Origin of the sequence: Streptomyces sp. NPDC051136 (assembly GCF_044455745.1) — a bacterium.
Lineage (GTDB): Bacteria > Actinomycetota > Actinomycetes > Streptomycetales > Streptomycetaceae > Streptomyces.
Genome location: NZ_JBITFE010000007.1, coordinates 339,194 through 357,769 on the forward strand (window position 1 = coordinate 339,194; position 18,576 = coordinate 357,769).

The 18,576-nt window shown below is 72.6% G+C and carries 17 protein-coding genes and 1 tRNA gene; 9 read left to right on the top strand and 9 right to left on the bottom strand.

Annotation, left to right across the window (positions count from 1 at the left end; translation table 11 throughout):
* Positions 1-119: 119 nt before the first annotated feature.
* Both ACIBCJ_RS22095 and ACIBCJ_RS22100 read right to left on the bottom strand, forming a co-directional pair.
* Positions 120-1,163 (bottom strand): P1 family peptidase, encoded by a 1,044-nt coding sequence (locus ACIBCJ_RS22095; protein ID WP_365980702.1) that lies wholly within the window; start codon positions 1,161-1,163, stop codon positions 120-122.
* Positions 1,164-1,223: 60 nt separating this feature from the next.
* On the bottom strand, positions 1,224-2,459 hold the full coding sequence (locus ACIBCJ_RS22100; RefSeq protein WP_365980701.1) for a low temperature requirement protein A: 1,236 nt from the start codon (positions 2,457-2,459) through the stop codon (positions 1,224-1,226).
* Between the two features lie 161 nt (positions 2,460-2,620).
* On the opposite strand from ACIBCJ_RS22100, the gene ACIBCJ_RS22105 reads away from it, so the two are divergent.
* Entirely contained in the window at positions 2,621-2,797 is a 177-nt protein-coding gene (locus ACIBCJ_RS22105) for a hypothetical protein (protein WP_122617522.1), read from the top strand.
* A 16-nt stretch (positions 2,798-2,813) separates the two neighbouring features.
* Here ACIBCJ_RS22105 and mscL read toward each other — a convergent pair whose 3' ends face one another.
* The 6 genes from mscL to ACIBCJ_RS22135 all read right to left on the bottom strand — a co-directional run bounded on the left by mscL (position 2,814) and on the right by ACIBCJ_RS22135 (position 8,717).
* Positions 2,814-3,284, bottom strand: a complete 471-nt coding sequence (gene mscL, locus ACIBCJ_RS22110; RefSeq protein WP_362097599.1) for a large conductance mechanosensitive channel protein MscL — start codon at positions 3,282-3,284, stop codon at positions 2,814-2,816.
* Positions 3,285-3,395: 111 nt separating this feature from the next.
* Positions 3,396-4,019, bottom strand: coding sequence for a hypothetical protein (locus ACIBCJ_RS22115; protein ID WP_399283009.1), 624 nt, complete (start codon positions 4,017-4,019; stop codon positions 3,396-3,398).
* A 229-nt stretch (positions 4,020-4,248) separates the two neighbouring features.
* Positions 4,249-5,163, bottom strand: coding sequence for an S-methyl-5'-thioadenosine phosphorylase (locus ACIBCJ_RS22120; protein WP_365980700.1), 915 nt, complete (start codon positions 5,161-5,163; stop codon positions 4,249-4,251).
* A 101-nt stretch (positions 5,164-5,264) separates the two neighbouring features.
* Positions 5,265-5,594 carry an FmdB family zinc ribbon protein gene (locus tag ACIBCJ_RS22125; protein ID WP_362097602.1) on the bottom strand — a complete coding sequence of 110 codons (330 nt, stop codon included), beginning with the start codon at positions 5,592-5,594 and terminating at the stop codon, positions 5,265-5,267.
* Between the two features lie 67 nt (positions 5,595-5,661).
* Positions 5,662-6,927, bottom strand: coding sequence for an MFS transporter (locus ACIBCJ_RS22130; RefSeq protein ID WP_365980699.1), 1,266 nt, complete (start codon positions 6,925-6,927; stop codon positions 5,662-5,664).
* A gap of 248 nt (positions 6,928-7,175) precedes the next feature.
* On the bottom strand, positions 7,176-8,717 hold the full coding sequence (locus ACIBCJ_RS22135; RefSeq protein ID WP_393530082.1) for a potassium/proton antiporter: 1,542 nt from the start codon (positions 8,715-8,717) through the stop codon (positions 7,176-7,178).
* A gap of 305 nt (positions 8,718-9,022) precedes the next feature.
* Here ACIBCJ_RS22135 and ACIBCJ_RS22140 point away from each other — a divergent pair, with 305 nt between their 5' ends.
* Positions 9,023-11,848: a penicillin acylase family protein gene (locus ACIBCJ_RS22140; protein ID WP_365980698.1), complete on the top strand. Its 2,826-nt coding sequence runs from the start codon at positions 9,023-9,025 to the stop codon at positions 11,846-11,848.
* 106 nt (positions 11,849-11,954) lie between these two features.
* Here the strand turns inward: ACIBCJ_RS22140 and ACIBCJ_RS22145 are convergent, their stop codons facing one another.
* Positions 11,955-12,569, bottom strand: coding sequence for a 5-formyltetrahydrofolate cyclo-ligase (locus ACIBCJ_RS22145; RefSeq protein WP_365980697.1), 615 nt, complete (start codon positions 12,567-12,569; stop codon positions 11,955-11,957).
* A gap of 93 nt (positions 12,570-12,662) precedes the next feature.
* Here ACIBCJ_RS22145 and galU point away from each other — a divergent pair, with 93 nt between their 5' ends.
* The 7 genes from galU to ACIBCJ_RS22180 all read left to right on the top strand — a co-directional run bounded on the left by galU (position 12,663) and on the right by ACIBCJ_RS22180 (position 18,317).
* The gene (gene galU, locus ACIBCJ_RS22150; protein ID WP_133889082.1) at positions 12,663-13,574 is read left to right on the top strand and encodes a UTP--glucose-1-phosphate uridylyltransferase GalU; all 912 of its coding nucleotides are present in this window, start codon (positions 12,663-12,665) and stop codon (positions 13,572-13,574) included.
* The gene (gene glp, locus ACIBCJ_RS22155; RefSeq protein ID WP_399283013.1) at positions 13,571-14,920 is read left to right on the top strand and encodes a gephyrin-like molybdotransferase Glp; all 1,350 of its coding nucleotides are present in this window, start codon (positions 13,571-13,573) and stop codon (positions 14,918-14,920) included. Before galU ends, glp begins: the two co-directional genes overlap by 4 nt.
* Positions 14,921-15,006: 86 nt before the next feature.
* The gene (gene moaC / locus ACIBCJ_RS22160) at positions 15,007-15,519 is read left to right on the top strand and encodes a cyclic pyranopterin monophosphate synthase MoaC (RefSeq protein ID WP_362506417.1); all 513 of its coding nucleotides are present in this window, start codon (positions 15,007-15,009) and stop codon (positions 15,517-15,519) included.
* Positions 15,516-16,055, top strand: a complete 540-nt coding sequence (locus ACIBCJ_RS22165; protein WP_365980696.1) for a MogA/MoaB family molybdenum cofactor biosynthesis protein — start codon at positions 15,516-15,518, stop codon at positions 16,053-16,055. Before moaC ends, ACIBCJ_RS22165 begins: the two co-directional genes overlap by 4 nt.
* Positions 16,052-16,732, top strand: a complete 681-nt coding sequence (locus ACIBCJ_RS22170; protein WP_393530116.1) for a GNAT family N-acetyltransferase — start codon at positions 16,052-16,054, stop codon at positions 16,730-16,732. Before ACIBCJ_RS22165 ends, ACIBCJ_RS22170 begins: the two co-directional genes overlap by 4 nt.
* Positions 16,733-16,905: 173 nt before the next feature.
* Entirely contained in the window at positions 16,906-18,192 is a 1,287-nt protein-coding gene (glpR, locus tag ACIBCJ_RS22175; protein WP_362097619.1) for a gephyrin-like molybdotransferase receptor GlpR, read from the top strand.
* A gap of 51 nt (positions 18,193-18,243) precedes the next feature.
* Positions 18,244-18,317 (top strand) — tRNA-Ala (locus ACIBCJ_RS22180).
* The last annotated feature ends 259 nt before the right edge of the window (positions 18,318-18,576 follow it).

Sequence of the window (18,576 nt, forward strand, 5' to 3'; positions counted from 1 at the left end):
CCCGCCGGCCGCCTTGAGCGCCGACGCGTGACAAAACCCGGACAATCGCAACGCGGACGCCTCAACCCGCCCCGCACAGCCGCCCGTACACCTCCTCTCGCACCTGTCCGCACACCACCTCACGCCCTCCCCGGAGTCCGTCCGTACAACTCCCCGTACGAGGGCCAGGCCCCGCCCGGACCGTCCACCGGCTCGGCGGCCCGCACCGCCCGCACGATCGCGCGCGTCACCACGTCCGCACCCGCCGCCAGCACCTCGTTCAGCGCGAGCGGCTGTCCGGCGTCGAGCGGACGCTCTCCGGTGGCGAGGGCGAACACCGTGTCCCCGTCGCTGAGCAGATGCACCGGCCGTACGGCACGTGCGATGCCGTCGTGGGCGGTGCCGGCCAGCTTCTGCGCCTGCGCCTTGGACAGGTCGGCGTCGGTGGCGACGACGGCGAGCGTGGTGTTCAGCGGAGGCGGCGCGTTCCTCGCCGCGACCTCGGCCAGCCGGCGCCCCGCGGCCTCGTGGACGTCCGGCGCCGGGTACGCCACGCGCCCACCCCGGAACAACTCCCCGTACAGCACCCCCGTCTCCGGATCCGTCACCGATCCCGCCGCGTTGGCCACCACCAGCGCCGCCACCGTGATCCCCGACTCCAGCACCGTGCTCGCCGTGCCGACCCCGCCCTTCAGGGTGCCGACCACGGCGCCGGTGCCCGCCCCGACACACCCCTCGGTCACCTCGGCGCCCGGCGCGCTCGCGTGCGCCGCCGCGGCCGCCGCGTATCCGGTGGCCGCGTCCGGCCTGGCCCGGAAGTCGCCCCCGCGCCCCAGGTCGAAGACGCAGGCCGCCGGCACCACCGGCACCACGTGCGCCGGGTCCGGGCCGACCCGCACCCCGCGGCCCCGCTCCTCCAGCCAGGCCATCACTCCCGAGGCCGCGTCGAGCCCGTACGCGCTGCCGCCGGTCAGCACCACCGCCTGGACCCTCTGCACGAGGTTGCGCGGGTCGAGGGCGTCGGTCTCCTTGGTGCCGGGGCCGCCGCCGCGCACGTCCACGGCGGCGACCGCCCCGCCCTCCGGCGCGAGCACCACCGTCGTCCCGGTCAGCCAGCCGCCCCCGGCGCGCGTCTCGTGCCCCACCGACAGGCCGGCGACGTCCGTCAATGCGTCAACTGTCATGCGGCCAGTGTGGTCCAGTCGCCGACGGCGACACGGGACCCGGCGGGCCCCGAGGGTGCTTCAGGCGGCCGGCGCCGCCGTCCTGCGCTCGCGTTCCGTCCGCCGTGCCGTCAGGGCCACTCCGGCCGCCACGGCCAGCGCGGACACGATCCCCGCCAGGAGCACCGCCTCGTCGCCGAGGAAGGTGCAGCCGATCACCAGCAGCGCGGCCGTCGGCAGCACGAGCTGCTCGGCGACGCCGACCTTGAAGTGCCGGGCGTGCAGCGTCCACACCGTGAGCAGGAACACCGCCGTCGGCACGGTCACCGCCGCGGACGCGGCGAGCGTCGAGAGGTGTGCCTTGCCCACGGCCTGCTCCACCGCCACCTCCAGACCCGCCCCGATGGCCGCCGCCGAGGCGAACACCAGGTAGTGGCCGTAACCCCACAGGAAGGCCTGCCTGCTGGAGCGCAGATAGCTGTGGACGGGCACGACGAAGTAGATCCACCAGGCCGCGAAGACGATCAGCAGTCCGCCCGCGGCGATCGGCAGCACCTCGCCCAGCGCGTCGTTCTCCTCGATGCCGGACTTCACCGCGACCGTGGCCGCGGCGATGGTCTCGCCGAGCACGATGATCGTGAGCAGCCCGTACCGCTCGGCGATGTGGTGCGGATGCCAGGACGACGGGTGCCCGCCCTCGGCGAACGCCGGCACGCACAGCTCCAGCACCACCATCACCAGGAACAGCCAGCCCCGGCCGCCCTCCGGCACGATCAGCAGCCCCAGCCAGCCCAGCTGGCAGATCAGCACCCCGGCGGAGTACCTCCGGGCCATGGTGCTCTCCGGCGGCGCCGCGGACCGGGCCGCCCTGAGCCACTGTGCCGCCATGGCGATCCGCATGATCACGTAGCCGATGACGACGGCCGTCCAGTCGTGCTCCTCGAAGGCCCGGGACACCCCGGCCGCCAGGACCAGCACCCCGGCGATCTGGACCAGCGTGACGACCCGGTAGAGGACGTCGTCGTTGTCGTACGCCGAGGCGAACCAGGTGAAGTTCATCCACGCCCACCAGATGGCGAAGAAGACCATCGCGTAGTTCAGGACGCCTTCGCCGGTATGCCCCTCGGCGACGGCGTGCACCAGTTGCACGCCCGCCTGGGCGATGGCGACGACGAAACACAGGTCGAAGAAGAGCTCCAGCGGTGTGGCGACGCGGTGCGGCTCGTGCCGGTGCCGGGCCTTCAGCCGGCGCACCGGAGGGTGGCCGTCGGACGGCGGTCCGGTGGGTGCGCTCGTGGAAGGAGGAGGGGACGTCATGGCTCACAGCACAGCAGAGACGGCGCGGATGTGCTCGCGGGCTGCCCTCACCCACCCGACGAACCGTACGAAACAGGTACATCTCCCAGGTCGGCCGGACGGGCGGGGCTCCGGGGCCGTGGACGGGGCCTCGTCCAGGGTGCGAGCCGTACCCTGGAGTCATGAGTACCGCCCCCGAACCCGAGCCCCGTGCGCCCCGGCCGGCGCTGGTCTTCGACGACCCGCTGGACCAGCAGACCTCGGACGACACCGACCGCGGCTGGGGCGAGCGGCCCGAGGGCGACAGCGCGGCCGACCTCAAGCGCTTCCTCGACGAGAAGCCGCCCCACCACCTCTGAGCGGCCGCCGCGAGCCCTACGAGCGGTCGTGCCCCGAACCGCGCTGGGCGACCAGCGCGTCGCGGATCTCCTTGAGCACCTCCAGCTCGGAGACCTCGATGACCTCCTGGGTGCTCTCCTTCGCCTTGCGCCGGGCCTCCTGCCGGGCCAGGTACTTCGACATGGGCAGCACCATCAGGAAGTAGACGACGGCCGCGGTGATCAGGAACGTGAGCGTCGCGCCCAGCACGTGGCCCCACAGGATGCGCACGCCCGTCGCGCTGTCGCCCGTCCCGGTGCACGGGGCCTTCAGGCAGGAGCTGTAGGCGTCGAGACTCTGTGTGCCGAACGCTCCGACCAGTGGGTTGATGACCCCCTCCACCACCGAGTTGACGATCTTGGTGAAGGCGGCGCCGATGACGACCGCGACCGCCAGGTCGATGACGTTCCCGCGCATCAGGAAGGCCTTGAAGCCCTGCCACACGCTCGGCTCGTTCTTCTCGCTCACGGGGGGAGCTCTCCTCGCTTGAACAGGTGTAGGTACCAAACGCTCCGCAACCTACGACAGCGTTGCGCCGTCCTGTCCAATCCGGGCCCTCGAACGAGCGACGTGACGGGCTCAGCACAAGGTCACCGCCAACCGTGCCGTGGTAGCGGCGCCGACCAGCCGGTGGGCGGTGGCACGCGGCACCGACACGACGATCAGCGCGCCGCCCGCCGCCGAGTCCTCCACGGATTCCGGCACCCTCGTCACCCGCACCCCGCGTGCGAGCACCGAGGCGTCGCCCGCACCGCCGTCCCCGGTCGCGACGACGTCGACACGGTCGCCCGGCCTGAGCAGCCGCACCGTGGCGGCGTCGGCGATGCGCACCGGCGCCGCCACGAGGCGGGTGGCGCGCCGCTCGCCCACCGGCTCGGCCACCGGATGCCCGCGCGCCCGCTGCGTCTGCTGCCCGTCGGCCCCCCGGTGCGGGCCCGCCGCCACCAGCGCCGCGGCCGTGACGGCCAGCCCGACGGCGAGGGCCCGCCGCCGGTGACGCACGAGCCGGTACAGCCCATGGCGCCCGCCGCGCACCCGCACCGGGGCGAAGTGCGGCACCTCGCAGGTGGCCGGCGCGTCGGTGCCGGGCGGAAGCGGGCCGGGGAACGGGTCGGCGCCGGACGTGACGGCGTCGGACGTGACGCCGCCGGGCGGGACGGGAGAGGGCAGGGCGGGCGGAAAGGGCAGGGCGGGAGGGAACACGGTGACCACCACCTGTGACGAGGGACCGGCTTACGCTCCCACGATGAGGCTTTCCGCCGACTCCCGCCGAGGCCCGTGGACCACCGGCCGGTTGTGGACAACTCCCTCACCGGAACGAGACGTTCCGCTCCTCCGTCTGCTCCTCCACCACCACCCTCTCCTCCTCCGCCACCGTCCTCTCCTCCTCCACCACCGTCCTCTCGCCCTCCTCCGACGGCCCCAGGCGCCGCTACGGCAGCGCGATCCCCGGATCCATCCCGCCCAGCGCCGCCCCGCACGGGCAGTCCCGCGCACCGGTCTCCGGCAGCGCGGCCACCGCGTCGAACAGCACGCTCCGCAGCCGGTCCACGTTCGCCGCGAACACCCGCAGCACCTCCTCGTGCGACACGCCCTCGCCGCTCTCCGCACCGGCGTCGAGGTCGGTCACGAGAGTCAGCGAGGTGTAGCAGAGCTCCAGTTCACGGGCGAGTGCCGCCTCCGGGTGGCCGGTCATGCCCACCACCGACCAGCCCTGGGCCCGGTGCCACCGCGATTCCGCCCGGGTCCCGAAGCGGGGCCCCTCGACCACGACCAGGGTGCCGCCGTCCACCGGTTCCCAGTCCCGCCCCCGGGCGGCCTTCAGGGCGGCGGCCCGCCCCGTGGGGCAGTACGGGTCGGCCAGCGACACGTGCACCACGTTGGGCACCGAGCCGTCGGGGGTCGGCAGCCCGTCGAAGTAGGTCGACGGGCGGGACTTCGTACGGTCGACGAACTGGTCCGGCACCAGCAGCGTGCCCGGACCGTACTCGGGGCGCAGGCCGCCGACCGCGCACGGGCCGAAGACCTGGCGGGCGCCCACCGAACGCAGCGCCCACAGGTTGGCGCGGTAGTTGATCCGGTGCGGCGGCAGATGGTGGCCGCGACCGTGCCGGGGGAGGAAGGCGACGCGCCGGCCGGCGACCTCGCCGAGGAAGAGGGAGTCACTGGGCGGCCCGTATGGGGTGTCCACCCGGACCTCGGTGACGTCGTCGAGGAACGAGTAGAACCCGGAGCCGCCGATCACGCCGATCTCGGCCCGCGCGTCCCCGGCCGCGCTCTCCACGCGCGCGTCCTCCGCCCCCGCGTGCCGGTCGGGCCCGTTCCCGGTGTTCACCTTGTTCGCCATGCCCGCACCCTAACCGCCCCCGGCAACGCCGAGGACCCCGTCGTCGGACGACGACAGGGTCCCGTAAGAACTGGTCCCGCGCGGCGGTGGGCCGGAGGGTCCTACGCGGCGGTGGTGCCGGCGGAGGAGCTGCTCGAACCCGACGACGAGCCGGAGCCCGAAGAGGACGAGGACGAACCCGAGTCCGACGACGAGGAGGCCGAGGACGCCGCGCTCTTGGCGGACGACGACGCGGGCGAGCTGCTCGACGAGCTGCCGCGGCTGTCGTTGCGATAGAAGCCGGAGCCCTTGAAGACGATGCCGACCGCCGAGAACACCTTCTTCAGGCGACCCTGGCAGTTCGGGCACTCGGTGAGGGCGTCGTCGGTGAACTTCTGCACCGCCTCGAGGCCCTCGCCGCACTCGGTGCACTGGTACTGGTACGTCGGCACTGTCTTCCTCCTGGCACTCTCACTCGATGAGTGCTAACGACGGTCTATAGTGACCTATTCCTCGGGATCAGTCCACTGTGGCGGGCGCGCGGTGACCGACACCACGTGCGACCGTCCGGCCCTGGGGCCGGGTCGCCAGCCGCGAGCGCAGCGTCACCAGGACCGCGAGGGCGAGGACCGTGCCGCCCATCGGCACCAGGAACCCGGCGCCCTCCCGGAAGCGGTCCTCCAGCTGTCCGGCGACCGTCACGGCCGCCGCCTGGCCCAGCGCCACCGCGCCGGTCAGCCAGGTGAAGGCCTCGGTGCGGGCGCCCGCCGGGACCAGGCCCTCGACCAGGGTGTAGCCGGTGACGATGGCGGGCGCGACGCACATGCCAACGAGCAGTCCGAGGCCGGCCAGCACGAGCACCGAGTGCGCGGCCCACAGGCCCGACGCGGTCAGCGCGAGGGCGGTGTAGCCGACCAGGAGGCGGCGCTGCGGGGCCACCTTCCAGGCGATGGCGCCGCAGGCCAGGCCGGAGATCATGTTGCCCGCCGCGAAGACGCCGTACAGGACGCCGTTGAGACCGGGCTCGCCGATCGACTCGGTGAACGCCGCCAGCGACACCTGCATGCCGCCGAAGACGGAGCCGATGCCCAGGAAGGCGACGATCAGGACCCGGACGCCGGGGACGCGCAGCGCGGACACGTGCTCCACGCGCGCGTGCTCCTCGCTTGCGCCGCCGACCTTCGGCTGGGTGCTCTTCTGCGCGGCGAACAGCAGTCCGCCCACCAGGGTGAGCGCGGCCTCCGTGACCAGGCCGGCGGCGGGGTCGACGGCCGTGCACAGGGCGGTCGCCAGCAGGGGGCCGAGGACGAAGGTCAGCTCGTCGGTGACGGACTCGAAGGCGGCCGCGGTGCTCAGCAGCGGGGAGTCCTTGAGCCGCACGCCCCAGCGGGCCCGGACCATGGGACCGACCTGCGGCACCGAGGCACCGGTGGGCACCGCCGCGAGGAAAAGCGCCCACAGGGGGGCGTCCGCGAGCGCGAGGACGGTCAGGGTCAGCCCGGACGCCGCGTGCACGAGGACACCGGGCAGCAGGACGGTGCGCTGCCCGTGGCGGTCGGCGAGCCGGCCGCTGTAGGGGGCGAACAGGGCCATGGAGACGCCGGTGACGGCCGCGGCGGCGCCGGCCACCCCGTAGGAGCCGGTGGTGTGCTGCACCAGCAGCACGATGGAGAGCGTGAGCATGGCGAACGGCTGGCGTGCCGCGAAGCCGGGGAGGAGGAACGTCCAGACGCCGCGGGTGCGCAGCAGCTGCCCGTATCCCGGACGGGTGACCGTGGATGCCACGGCCCGTGCCTTTCTGCCGCCTGGTAGCGCCGCCCCGCTTCGTGGTGGTCGTCGTGCGGGAGCGCCGAGAGCTGTCCACTTGCGCGGACTGCGGTAGATGCCGGAGCCCGCGTGGATGAGGGGGCGATCCGACCGCCATACGGTCGCGCCAGCTCTGCTTCAGACAGAGGTGGTTCGATCAGGTGCGGCCTTCATCGTACAGGGGGTGGGAGGGGTGCGACCTGTGAAAGGGAGCACCCCTCATCCGCTCACCTGCGATTGCCGCGGGCGCCCTCGGTGCCTCCGGTGCCCAGCCAGCCGGCCAGCTTGCCGCCGTGGCCGACCGCACGCAGCCGCTCCTCGGCGGCGTCTCGGACGGGGTCGGTGGCGACCACCAGCAGCTCGTCCCCGCGCCGCAGCCCCGTGGTCGGCAGCGGCACGAAGGACGTCCCGTCGCGGACGACCAGCGTGACGGCGGCGCCGGTGGGCAGCCGCAGCTCGTTGACCTCGACGCCGTGCATCCTGGAACCCTCCGGGATCGTCACCGACAGCAGGTGCCCGCGCAGCCGCTCCAGGGGGGCCGACTCGATGCCCAGGTCGGCGGCCTCGTCCCCGGTGCCCAGGCGCAGCTTGCGGGCCAGCCACGGCAGCGTCGGGCCCTGGACCAGGGTGTAGACGACGACCAGCACGAAGACGATGTTGAAGATGCGGTGGCTGCCGGTGACGCCCTCCACCATGGGGATCGTCGCCAGGATGATGGGCACCGCGCCGCGCAGCCCGGCCCACGACATCAGGGCCTGCTCCTGCCACGGCACCCGGAAGGGCGCCAGGCACAGCACGACGCTCAGCGGGCGCGCGACCATGGTGAGCACCAGGCCGATGACCAGGGCGGGCAGGATGTCGTCGCCCAGTTCGTGCGGGGTGACCAGCAGGCCGAGCAGCACGAACATGCCGATCTGGGCGAGCCAGCCGAGCCCGTCCGCGAACCCCCGGGTGGCGGGCCAGTGCGGCAGCCGCGCGTTGCCCATGACCATCGAGGCGAGGTAGACGGCGAGGAAGCCGCTGCCGTGGGCGATCGCGCCGGCCGCGTAGGCGGCGATGGCGATCGACAGGACGGCGATGGGATAGAGGCCGGAGGCGGGCAGCGCCACGCGCTTGAGACCCCAGGACCCCAGCCAGCCCACCGCGAGGCCGATGGCCGCGCCGATGGCCAGTTCCAGGGCGATCTCCCCGATCAGCACGTACCAGTGCTCGATGGGGCCCGCCGTGGAGAAGGCGACCACGAGGATGACCACCGGGGCGTCGTTGAAGCCGGACTCGGCCTCCAGCGTGCCCGTTATCCGCTTCGGCAGCGGGATCCGGCGCAGCACGGAGAAGACGGCCGCGGCGTCCGTGGAGGAGACCACGGCCCCGATGATGAGCGCCTGCCGCCACTCCAGCCCCGTCAGGTAGTGCGCGCCCGTCGCGGTCACGCCGACGCTCACCGCGACTCCGGCCAGGGCCAGTGCGGAGGCGGCCGGCAGGGCCGGTTTCGCCTCCTTCCACTTCGTGCCGAGTCCGCCCTCGGCCAGGATCACGACCAGGGCCCCGTAACCGATGACCTGGACGAGTTCGGCGTCGTCGAACCTGATGTCGCCGATGCCGTCCTGGCCCATGGCGACGCCGATGGCCAGGTAGACGAGCAGACTGGGGAGCCCGCTGCGCGAGGAGATCCGGACCGCCGCCACGGCGATGAGCAGGACGAGCGAGCAGACGAGCAGAAGCTGGTTGAGGTGGTGGACAGTCAGCGGCCGTTCCCTTCCCTGGCGCACAGCACGGATCACGGCGGCGGCGAGCACGCCCGCTCGACGCGCTGGGCGTGCACCGGCGCACCCCCATGGCACACGAATCCGTCATGCTCTGCGGGCAACTACTTCGTTACCTTACCTAACTCTTGACGTTTTCTTGACGCTCGGCTTGGCAAGATCGAACGCTCGTGCGTCCCGGTACCCGACTCCGCGTCAAGGCGGCATTGGGTCTGCGCCTACAGTTGCTCCAGCGCTCGGCGCTCAGCGCTCAGCCTCCGTACGAAGCACAGCCCGCCCCTGCCGCTCGTGTTAGGACAGCAAGGACAGCGATGCCCCCCACCACCACCGCCTCCACGGGTCAGCAGTCCGGCACGTCCCGGACGTCCGGCAGGAAGAAGGGGCGCAAGGGCCGGCTGCTCGTCCTGGTGCTGGTCCTGGCCGTCATCGGCGGCCTCGCCTTCGGGGCGTACTGGACGATCAGCACCGTCCGCGCGTCCTTCCCGCAGACCAAGGGCTCGATCACGCTGGACGGCCTGTCGGGGCCGGTCGACGTGAAGCGCGACGGGTACGGCATCCCGCAGGTCTACGCCTCCACCGACGAGGACCTGTTCATGGCGCAGGGCTACGTCCAGGCGCAGGACCGGTTCTACGAGATGGACGTCCGCCGGCACATGACCGCGGGCCGCCTGTCGGAGATGTTCGGCAAGGGCCAGATCGACAACGACGAGTTCCTGCGCACCCTGGGCTGGCACCGGGTGGCGCAGAAGGAGTACGACGAGAAGCTGTCGGCCTCCACGAAGAAGTACCTCCAGGCGTACTCCAAGGGCGTCAACGCCTACCTGAAGGGCAAGGAGGGCGCGGACATCTCCCTGGAGTACGCCGCGCTCGGGTTCACCAACGACTACAAGCCCCAGGAGTGGACCCCGGTCGACTCGGTGGCCTGGCTCAAGGCGATGGCCTGGGACCTGCGCGGCAACATGCAGGACGAGATCGACCGCGCCCTGATGACCAGCCGCCTGGGCCCCAAGCAGATCGCCGACCTCTACCCGGCGTACCCCTACGACCGCAACAAGGCGATCGTCCAGGAGGGCCAGTACGACGAGCTCACCCGGACGTTCGACGGCGGCGACGGCGGCTCGTCCGGCGGCGACGGCACGGGCACCGGAACGGGCACGGGCACCGGAACGGGCACGGGCACCGGAACGGGCACCGGTACCGGCTCCGGGAACGGCTCGGGCACCGGCTCCGGCAGCGCACTCCAGGGACAACTGGCCGGACTCCAGGAGGTCCTGGACGACGTCCCCACCGCCGTCGGCGTGAACGGCAACGGCATCGGCTCCAACTCCTGGGTCGTCTCCGGCAAGCACACCATCACCGGCAAGCCGCTGCTGGCCAACGACCCGCACCTGTCGCCGTCCCTGCCGTCGGTCTGGTACCAGATGGGCCTGCACTGTCGCACCGTCTCCGCCAAGTGCCAGTACGACGCGGCCGGCTACACCTTCGCGGGCATGCCCGGCGTCGTCATCGGCCACAACCAGGACATCGCCTGGGGCCTGACCAACTCCGGCGCCGACGTCACCGACCTGTACCTGGAGAAGATCACCGGCGCGGGTTACCAGTACGACGGCAAGGTGGTCCCCTTCAAGACGCGCGAGGAGACCATCAAGGTCGCCGGCGGCGACGCCAAGAAGATCGTCGTCCGCGAGACCAACAACGGCCCCCTGCTCTCCGACCGCGACGACGAACTGGTGAAGACCGGCAAGAAGGCCACCGTCGACAGCTCCGCCCCCGACCGGGGCGACGGCTACGGCGTCGCCCTGCGCTGGACCGCGCTGGATCCGGGCACCTCCATGGACGCCGTCTTCGCGATCGACAGGGCGCGCGACTGGGACGACTTCCGCGAGGCCGCCACCCTGTTCGACGTGCCCTCGCAGAACCTGGTCTACGCCGACAGCGAGCACATCGGCTACACGCTGCCCGGCCGCATCCCGGTGCGCGCCGAGGGCCACGACGGGTCCGTCCCGGCGCCGGGCTGGAGCCCCAAGTACCGCTGGACCGGCGAGTACATCGACCAGGACGAGCTGCCCTACGAGTACGACCCGGACCGCGGCTACATCGTCACCGCCAACCAGGCCGTCGTCGACGAGGACGACTACCCGTACACGCTCACCACGGACTGGGGCTACGGCGCCCGCAGCCAGCGCATCACCTCCCTGATCGAGCAGAAGATCAAGGACGGCGGCAAGATCTCCACCGACGACATGCGCCAGATGCAGCTGGACAACAGCAGCGAGATGGCCAAGCTGCTCGTGCCCCAGCTGCTGAAGATCGACATCGCCGACAAGGACGTCCGCGAGGCGCAGAAGCTGCTGGAGGGCTGGGACTACACCCAGGACGCCGACTCGGCCGCCGCCGCCTACTTCAACGCCGTCTGGCGCAACATCCTCAAGCTCGCATTCGGCAACAAGCTGCCCAAGGAGCTGCGGACCGAGGGCCAGTGCCTGTGGGTCGACCCGGTCAACACCACCGGTCCCGCGGACGAGACCAACAAGGTCCGCGAGTGCGGCCAGCGCGAGGCCGGCCAGGCCCAGCCGGACGGCGGTGACCGCTGGTTCGAGGTGGTCCGCACGATGCTGGACAAGCCGAAGAGCGACTGGTGGACGACGCCGGCCAGCGGCACCCGCAAGGGCGCCGACCACAACCGCGACGACCTGTTCAAGCGCGCCATGACCGACGCCCGCTGGGAGCTGACGGCCAAGCTCGGCAAGGACATCGACTCCTGGAACTGGGGCCGGCTGCACCGCCTGTTCCTGAAGAACCAGACCCTGGGCACCGAAGGCCCCGGCTTCCTGAAGTACGCGCTCAACCGCGGTCCCTGGAAGCTGAGCGGCGGCGAGGCGGCGGTCAACGCCTCCGGCTGGAACGCGGCCGGCGGCTACGGGGTGATCTGGGTGCCGTCCATGCGGATGGTGGTCAACCTCGGCGACCTCGACAAGTCCCGCTGGATCAACCTCACCGGCGCCTCCGGACACGCCTACAGCGCCCACTACACCGACCAGACCGACAAGTGGGCCGAGGGCGAGCTGCTGCCGTGGTCCTTCTCCAAGAAGGCGGTCGACGAGAGCACGAGCGACACGCTGGTGCTCAAGCCGTAGCCGTCGCGCGCCGACTGACGGCAAACGGCCTCCACGCACGCGTGGAGGCCGTTTCCCTTTTGCGCCCCGGCGCCGGCGGTACCTGCGCGCCGGCGGGCGCTGGGCGTCAGCGGAACCTGCGCACCCCCGACGGCGTCACCACCGCGTCCACCGGCCGGTCGTGCGGCTCGGCGGGGACGCGCGCGACGACCTCCCGGTCGTACAGCAGCACCAGCAGCGCGGGACGCGCGCCCGCCGCCTCCAGGCGCGCGAGCACCCGGTCGTACGACCCGCCGCCGCGGCCGAGCCGCAGGCCGCGCCCGTCCACCGCCACCCCGGGCAGCAGCACGACGTCGGCCCGCGTCACCGCGTCCGGCCCCAGACGCTCCCCGGCGGGCTCGCACAGCTCCATCCGCCCGCCGTGCCGCACGCGCGCGAGGGAGTCCTCCCCGGTGTACTCGCCCCAGTCCAGGTCATTGTCCGGCAGCAGCGCGGGCAGCAGGACCCGGGCACCCCGCGCGCGCAGCGCGTCCAGGAGCGCGAGAGTGCCGGGCTCGGCGCCCACGGAGACGTACGCCGCCACGGCGCGCGCCCCCGCAAGCTCCGGCAGCCCGAGCGCCCGCCCGGCCAGCGCCCGCGCGGCTGACCGCACGTCATCCGGTGTCAACCTGTTCCTCGCCGCGAGGATGTCCCGCCGCAACGTCCGCTTGTCAGGTTCGTCCACAGGGCCGAGGTGAGACATGGATGACTCCCGTACCGCGCTAATGCGCTCATATGAGCGCCTATGATCCCGAGTCACAGATTCTCCCTATAGGCACCGGATATGGTGGCGCGCATGACTCAGTCCCACCCCAGGATCAGCAAGGCTGTCATCCCAGCAGCCGGTCTCGGTACCCGGTTCCTGCCGGCCACCAAGGCCACTCCCAAGGAGATGCTGCCGGTCGTCGACAAGCCGGCGATCCAGTACGTGGTCGAAGAGGCCGTGGCCGCGGGCCTCGGCGACGTCCTCATGGTCACGGGCCGCAACAAGCGCCCCCTCGAGGACCACTTCGACCGCAACTACGAACTGGAGTCCGCCCTCCAGAAGAAGGGCGACGCGGGCCGCCTGGCCAAGGTCCAGGAGTCCAGCGACCTGGCAATGATCCACTACGTCCGCCAGGGCGACCCCAAGGGCCTGGGCCACGCCGTCCTGTGCGCCGCTCCGCACGTCGGCCACGAGCCCTTCGCGGTGCTGCTCGGCGACGACCTGATCGACCCGCGCGACCCGCTGCTCCAGCGCATGATCGACGTCCAGGAGCAGTACGGCGGCAGCGTGGTCGCCCTCATGGAGGTCGAGCCGGAGCAGATCCACCTCTACGGCTGTGCCTCCGTCGCCCCGACCGGCGACGGCGACGTCGTCAAGGTCACCGGGCTGGTCGAGAAGCCCGAGGCGGCCGAGGCCCCCTCCAACTACGCCATCATCGGCCGTTACGTCCTCGACCCGCGCATCTTCGACATACTCCGCAAGACCGAGCCCGGCCGCGGCGGCGAGATCCAGCTCACCGACGCCCTCCAGCAGCTCGCGGCGGACGAGAAGGCCGGCGGTCCCGTGCACGGCGTCGTCTTCAAGGGCCGCCGTTATGACACCGGTGACCGCGGCGACTACCTGCGTGCCATTGTCAGACTCGCATGCGAACGTGAAGACCTGGGCCCGGACTTCCGGACCTGGCTCCGCAGTTACGTAGCCGAGGAGATGCAAGGACGTTGAGCAGCAGCGCGCACCGTGACACCGGCCACGACCACGCCCTCGCGGACCCGGGACCGGACCGGCTGTGGTCGGTCCAGGACCACCTCGACGACGTCCTGGCCACCGTCCGCCCCCTGGACCCGATCGAGCTGAACCTGCTCGACGCCCAGGGCTGCGTTCTGGTCGACGACATCACGGTGCCGCTGTCCCTGCCGCCGTTCGACAACAGCTCCATGGACGGGTACGCGGTGCGGGTCACCGACGTCGCGGGGGCCAGCGAGGAGTTCCCCGCCGTCCTGGAGGTGGTCGGAGACGTCGCCGCCGGCCAGGCCGACCCGGTCACCGTGGGCCCCGGCCAGGCCGCCCGCATCATGACCGGCGCCCCGCTGCCGCCCGGTGCCGAGGCCGTCGTCCCCGTGGAGTGGACCGACGGCGGGCTCGGCGAGGGCCCCGTGGCGGGCATGCGCGCCCGCAGTCTCGCCCCCGAGGGCGCCGAGGGCCACGTCCACGTGTACCGCCCGGCCGAGGAGCGCGCGCACGTCCGCGCCAAGGGCAGCGACGTCCGCTCCGGCGACCGCGCCCTGGCGGCCGGCACGGTGCTCGGCCCGCCGCAGATCGGCCTGCTCGCCGCGATCGGCCGGGGCACGGTCCGCGTGCGCCCGCGCCCGCGCGTCGTGGTGCTCTCCACCGGCAGCGAACTCGTCCAGCCCGACGAGCAGCTGGCGTCCGGTCAGATCTACGACTCCAACAGCTTCGCGCTCACCGCGGCCGCCCGCGACGCGGGCGCCATCGCCTACCGGGTGGGCGCCGTCACCGACGACGCCGACACCCTGCGGTCCACCATCGAGGACCAACTGGTGCGCGCCGACCTGATGGTCACCACCGGCGGCGTCAGCGTCGGGGCGTACGACGTGGTCAAGGAGGCGCTGGCGCACGTCGGCGACGAGGACGAGCCGGGCAGCGGCGTGGACTTCCGCAAGCTCGCCATGCAGCCCGGCAAGCCCCAGGGTTTCGGCTCGATCGGCCCCGACCACACCCCGCTGCTCGCGCTGCCCGGCAACCCGGTGTCGTCGTACGTCTCCTTCGAGCTGTTCGTACGGCCCGCGATCCGCACCCTGATGGGACTGCCCGACGTGCACCGCCCGACGGTCACCGCGTCGCTGGCCGCGGACAAGGCGCTGACCTCGCCGAAGGGCCGCCGGCAGTTCCTGCGCGGCAGCCACGCCGACGGACGGGTCACCCCCGTCGGCGGCTCCGGCTCCCACCTGGTGGCCGCCCTCGCGCAGGCGAACGCGCTGATCGTCGTCCCCGAGGACACCGAGTCCGTCGAGCCCGGCGCCCGGGTCGAGGTGGTCCTGCTCGGCTGACCGGCCCCCGATGGCGGTACCGTGTCGCGCACAGCAGGCCCACGCGCCGCACCGCGCCGGGCCGTGACCGGGAGCGCCACACGAGCATGAGTACGCAGGACCGAGCGCCGAGCGGCGGACAGGACCCGCAGGACCGGCTGACCCACATCGACGAGGCGGGCGCCGCCCGCATGGTCGACGTGTCCGGCAAGGACGTGACCGCGCGCACCGCCCGCGCCAGTGGACGCGTCCTGGTCGCGCCCCGCGTGGTCGAGCTGCTGCGCGGCGAGGGCGTACCGAAGGGCGACGCCCTGGCCACCGCCCGCATCGCGGGCATCATGGGCGCCAAGCGCACCCCCGACCTGATTCCCCTGTGCCACCCGTTGTCGGTGTCCGGTGTGAAACTGGACCTGTCGGTCGCGGACGACGCCGTGGAGATCACCGCCACGGTGAAGACGACGGATCGCACGGGCGTCGAGATGGAGGCGCTCACCGCGGTCTCCGTCGCCGCGCTCACCGTGGTCGACATGGTCAAGGCGGTCGACAAGGGAGCGGTCATCACGGACGTGCGGGTGGAACAGAAGACGGGCGGCAAGTCCGGCGACTGGAACCGGTCATGACGCCCGGCGGTTCCCTGGGCGGCGCACCGTCCGGCTCGTACACCGCCCTGGTGGTCACGGCGTCCAACCGTGCCGCCGCCGGTGTCTACGAGGACAAGGGCGGCCCGCTGATCGCCGAGGGCCTGCGCCGCTTCGGCTTCAGCGTCGACGGCCCCCGGGTGGTGCCCGACGGCGACCCCGTCGAGGCAGCGCTGCGGGCGGGCGCCGACGCGGGATACGACGTGATCGTCACCACCGGCGGCACCGGCATCTCGCCCACCGACCGCACCCCCGAGGCGACCCGCGCCGTGATCGACCACGAGGTCCCGGGCATCGCGGAGGCGATCCGGGCGTACGGCCGGGACAAGGTGCCGACCGCGGCGCTCTCCAGAGGCCTGGCCGGAGTGGCGGGCAGGACGCTGATCGTCAACCTGCCGGGCTCCTCCGGCGGCGTGAAGGACGGCCTGGCCGTACTGGAGCCGCTGCTGAGGCACGCCGTGGACCAGCTCCGCGGCGGCGACCACCCGAGACCCGCCAGTGACGGGGGTGCGAGCTGAACGGCCCCTCCTGGCCTGCGGAGCTGAGGGACGGCGACATCGTCCTGAGGCCGATAAGGCTGCGCGACCAGCGGATCTGGCGCGAGGTCAACCGGCGCAACCGGGACTGGCTGCGCCCGTGGGAGGCCACCATTCCGCCGCCCGGTCCCGCCGGTCCGATCGCGCACCGGCCGACCTACCGGCAGATGGTGCGGCACCTGAGGTCCGAGGCGCACGCGGGCCGGATGCTGCCGTTCGTGATCGAGTACCAGGGGCGGCTGGTCGGCCAGTTGACGGTGGCCGGCATCACCTGGGGCTCGATGTGCTCCGGACACGTCGGCTACTGGGTGGACGAGGCGGTGGCCGGCCGCGGCGTGATGCCGACGGCCGTGGCGATGGCCGTGGACCACTGTTTCCGCACCGTCGGACTGCACCGCGTCGAGGTCTGTATTCGCCCCGAGAACGCGCCCAGTCGCCGGGTCGTGGAGAAACTCGGATTCCGCGAGGAGGGTCTCAGGCCGCGTTATCTGCACATCGACGGAGCCTGGCGGGACCATCTCGTCTTCGCGCTCACCGCGGAAGAGGTTCCCGAGGGCCTGCTGCGGCGCTGGCGCCGGTCGCGGGACCGCGGTGCGCCGAACGCGGGCAACAGCGGGAGCGGCCCGAGCAGCGGGAACGCCGGGAACACCGGGAATTGAATACACGTTCGAATTTGGTCGCATGGCGATCGTCCGGGGACGGGTAATTTCCCGACCCTGGCAGTCGGCTGATCGGATCGGTCACAAGAAAAGTTCGAAATATCAGCCAGATCGTGCGACACACCGGCTCAATTGGCGGATGGCCTCACACAAACCCCTCTACCGTGTGAGGCGTGAGCAGCAGCGGCCTGATCTACGCAGTCATCGTCGGGGCCTGGGCCGCCTACTTGGTGCCGATGTGGCTCCGTAGGCAGGACGAGCTGAACGAGGCCCGTCCGACGGAACGCTTCAGTACCGCCATCCGGCTGCTGTCCGGACGGGCGGGCATGGAGCGCCGGTACGCCAAGGACCTGCGGTCGCGCCCCGCCGGCGAGGCGGAGCCCGACGCCGACGCCCCGGACGCCGTCACCGACTCGGTGGACGTCCGGGCGTTCGCCGTGTCCAGGACCCGACGGCACACCCGGCCGGCCCCGCCGCAGCAGACGGCGGAGCGGCCCGAGACGGCACGCCCGCAGCCGGGCGGACCCGGGCACCACCCCGGATCCGGGCAGTCCCCGGCCCTCGACCACCCGGTGGAGAGCGGCACGGCACCGGCGCGGGGGCAGGTTCCCCACGCCCGGCGCGCGCCCGAGTCGCCTGCGGCGGCCGCGGCACGGGCCCGGCGCACCAAGGTCCTCGCCCGCCGTCGTCGCACCACCGTGATGCTCTTCCTGGCCTTCACGCTCGGCGCGGTCGTCGCGGCGGTCGGCGGACTCGCGTTCCTGTGGGCGCCGGGGGTGCCGGCGGTGCTGCTCAGCGCCTACATCGCCCACCTGCGCGCGCAGGAACGCCGCCGCTTCGCCTTCCAGATGGACCGCCGCCAGGCCGAGGTCGCCGCTCAGCGGCTGCGCGACCGCGACCCCCGCCCGCGCCGGCGCACACCCGCCGCCCCCGGCGGGCCCGGCGGCCCCGTCGGCGACCTCGACACGGAGGAACCGGACGACGGCCCCGACGCGGAGCCCGGTGCCGGCATGTCGGCGCTCGCCGCGGACCGGCGCGCGCTGGTCGAGCAGACCGACCACGCCGAGTGGGTCGACCAGCAGCGGGAGCGCCGAGGGCGTCCGCAGGGCGACAGCTGGGACCCCGTGCCGGTGCCCCTGCCCACCTACGTGACCGCGCCGGTCGCCCCCCGCGCCACGCCCGACGTGGACCTCGCGGCGCCGGACGCGTGGAGCTCGGCCCGCTCCAGCGCCGTCGCGCCCGACCAGGAGGACGCCGCCCAGGCCTCGACGCCGGACCGGGACCGCCCGGCGGCCCCTGCCGAGGAGCGTCCGGCCGCCGAGGCGGAGGAGCGTCCGGAGACCCCGGGCCGCAGCGACGCACGCCGCGCCGCGTCGGCCCGCCGGGCCAGGGAACGGGGCCGCACCCCGCTCTTCGACCAGTACGAAGACGGCGACCGGCCCCGCGCGGCCAACGAGTAGAAGCGATTTTTGAGCAGGCCGGTCGGGGTGCTAAAGTTTCACTCGTTGCAAGGGCCTGTGGCGCAGTCCGGTAGCGCACCTCGTTCGCATCGAGGGGGCCAGGGGTTCAAATCCCCTCAGGTCCACGCACGGCCGTCCTTGAGTCAGCTCAAGTTCGGTTGACGAGATCCCGGCGATCATGACGATCGCACGGGATCTTCGTCGTTTCCGGGGGTGTTCGCCGGACGTGCCGCGGACGGCGGGCAGTTCGTCCGCCGACGGACAGGCTCACGTCGGCGTTTCCTGGAGACGGTCTGCCGTGCGGGCGCGGGGATCGACGGCCGTACGCACCCCTGAACACAAACACCGGGTCACGTCCGGCAGTTGCGGAAGCCGGCGGTGCTC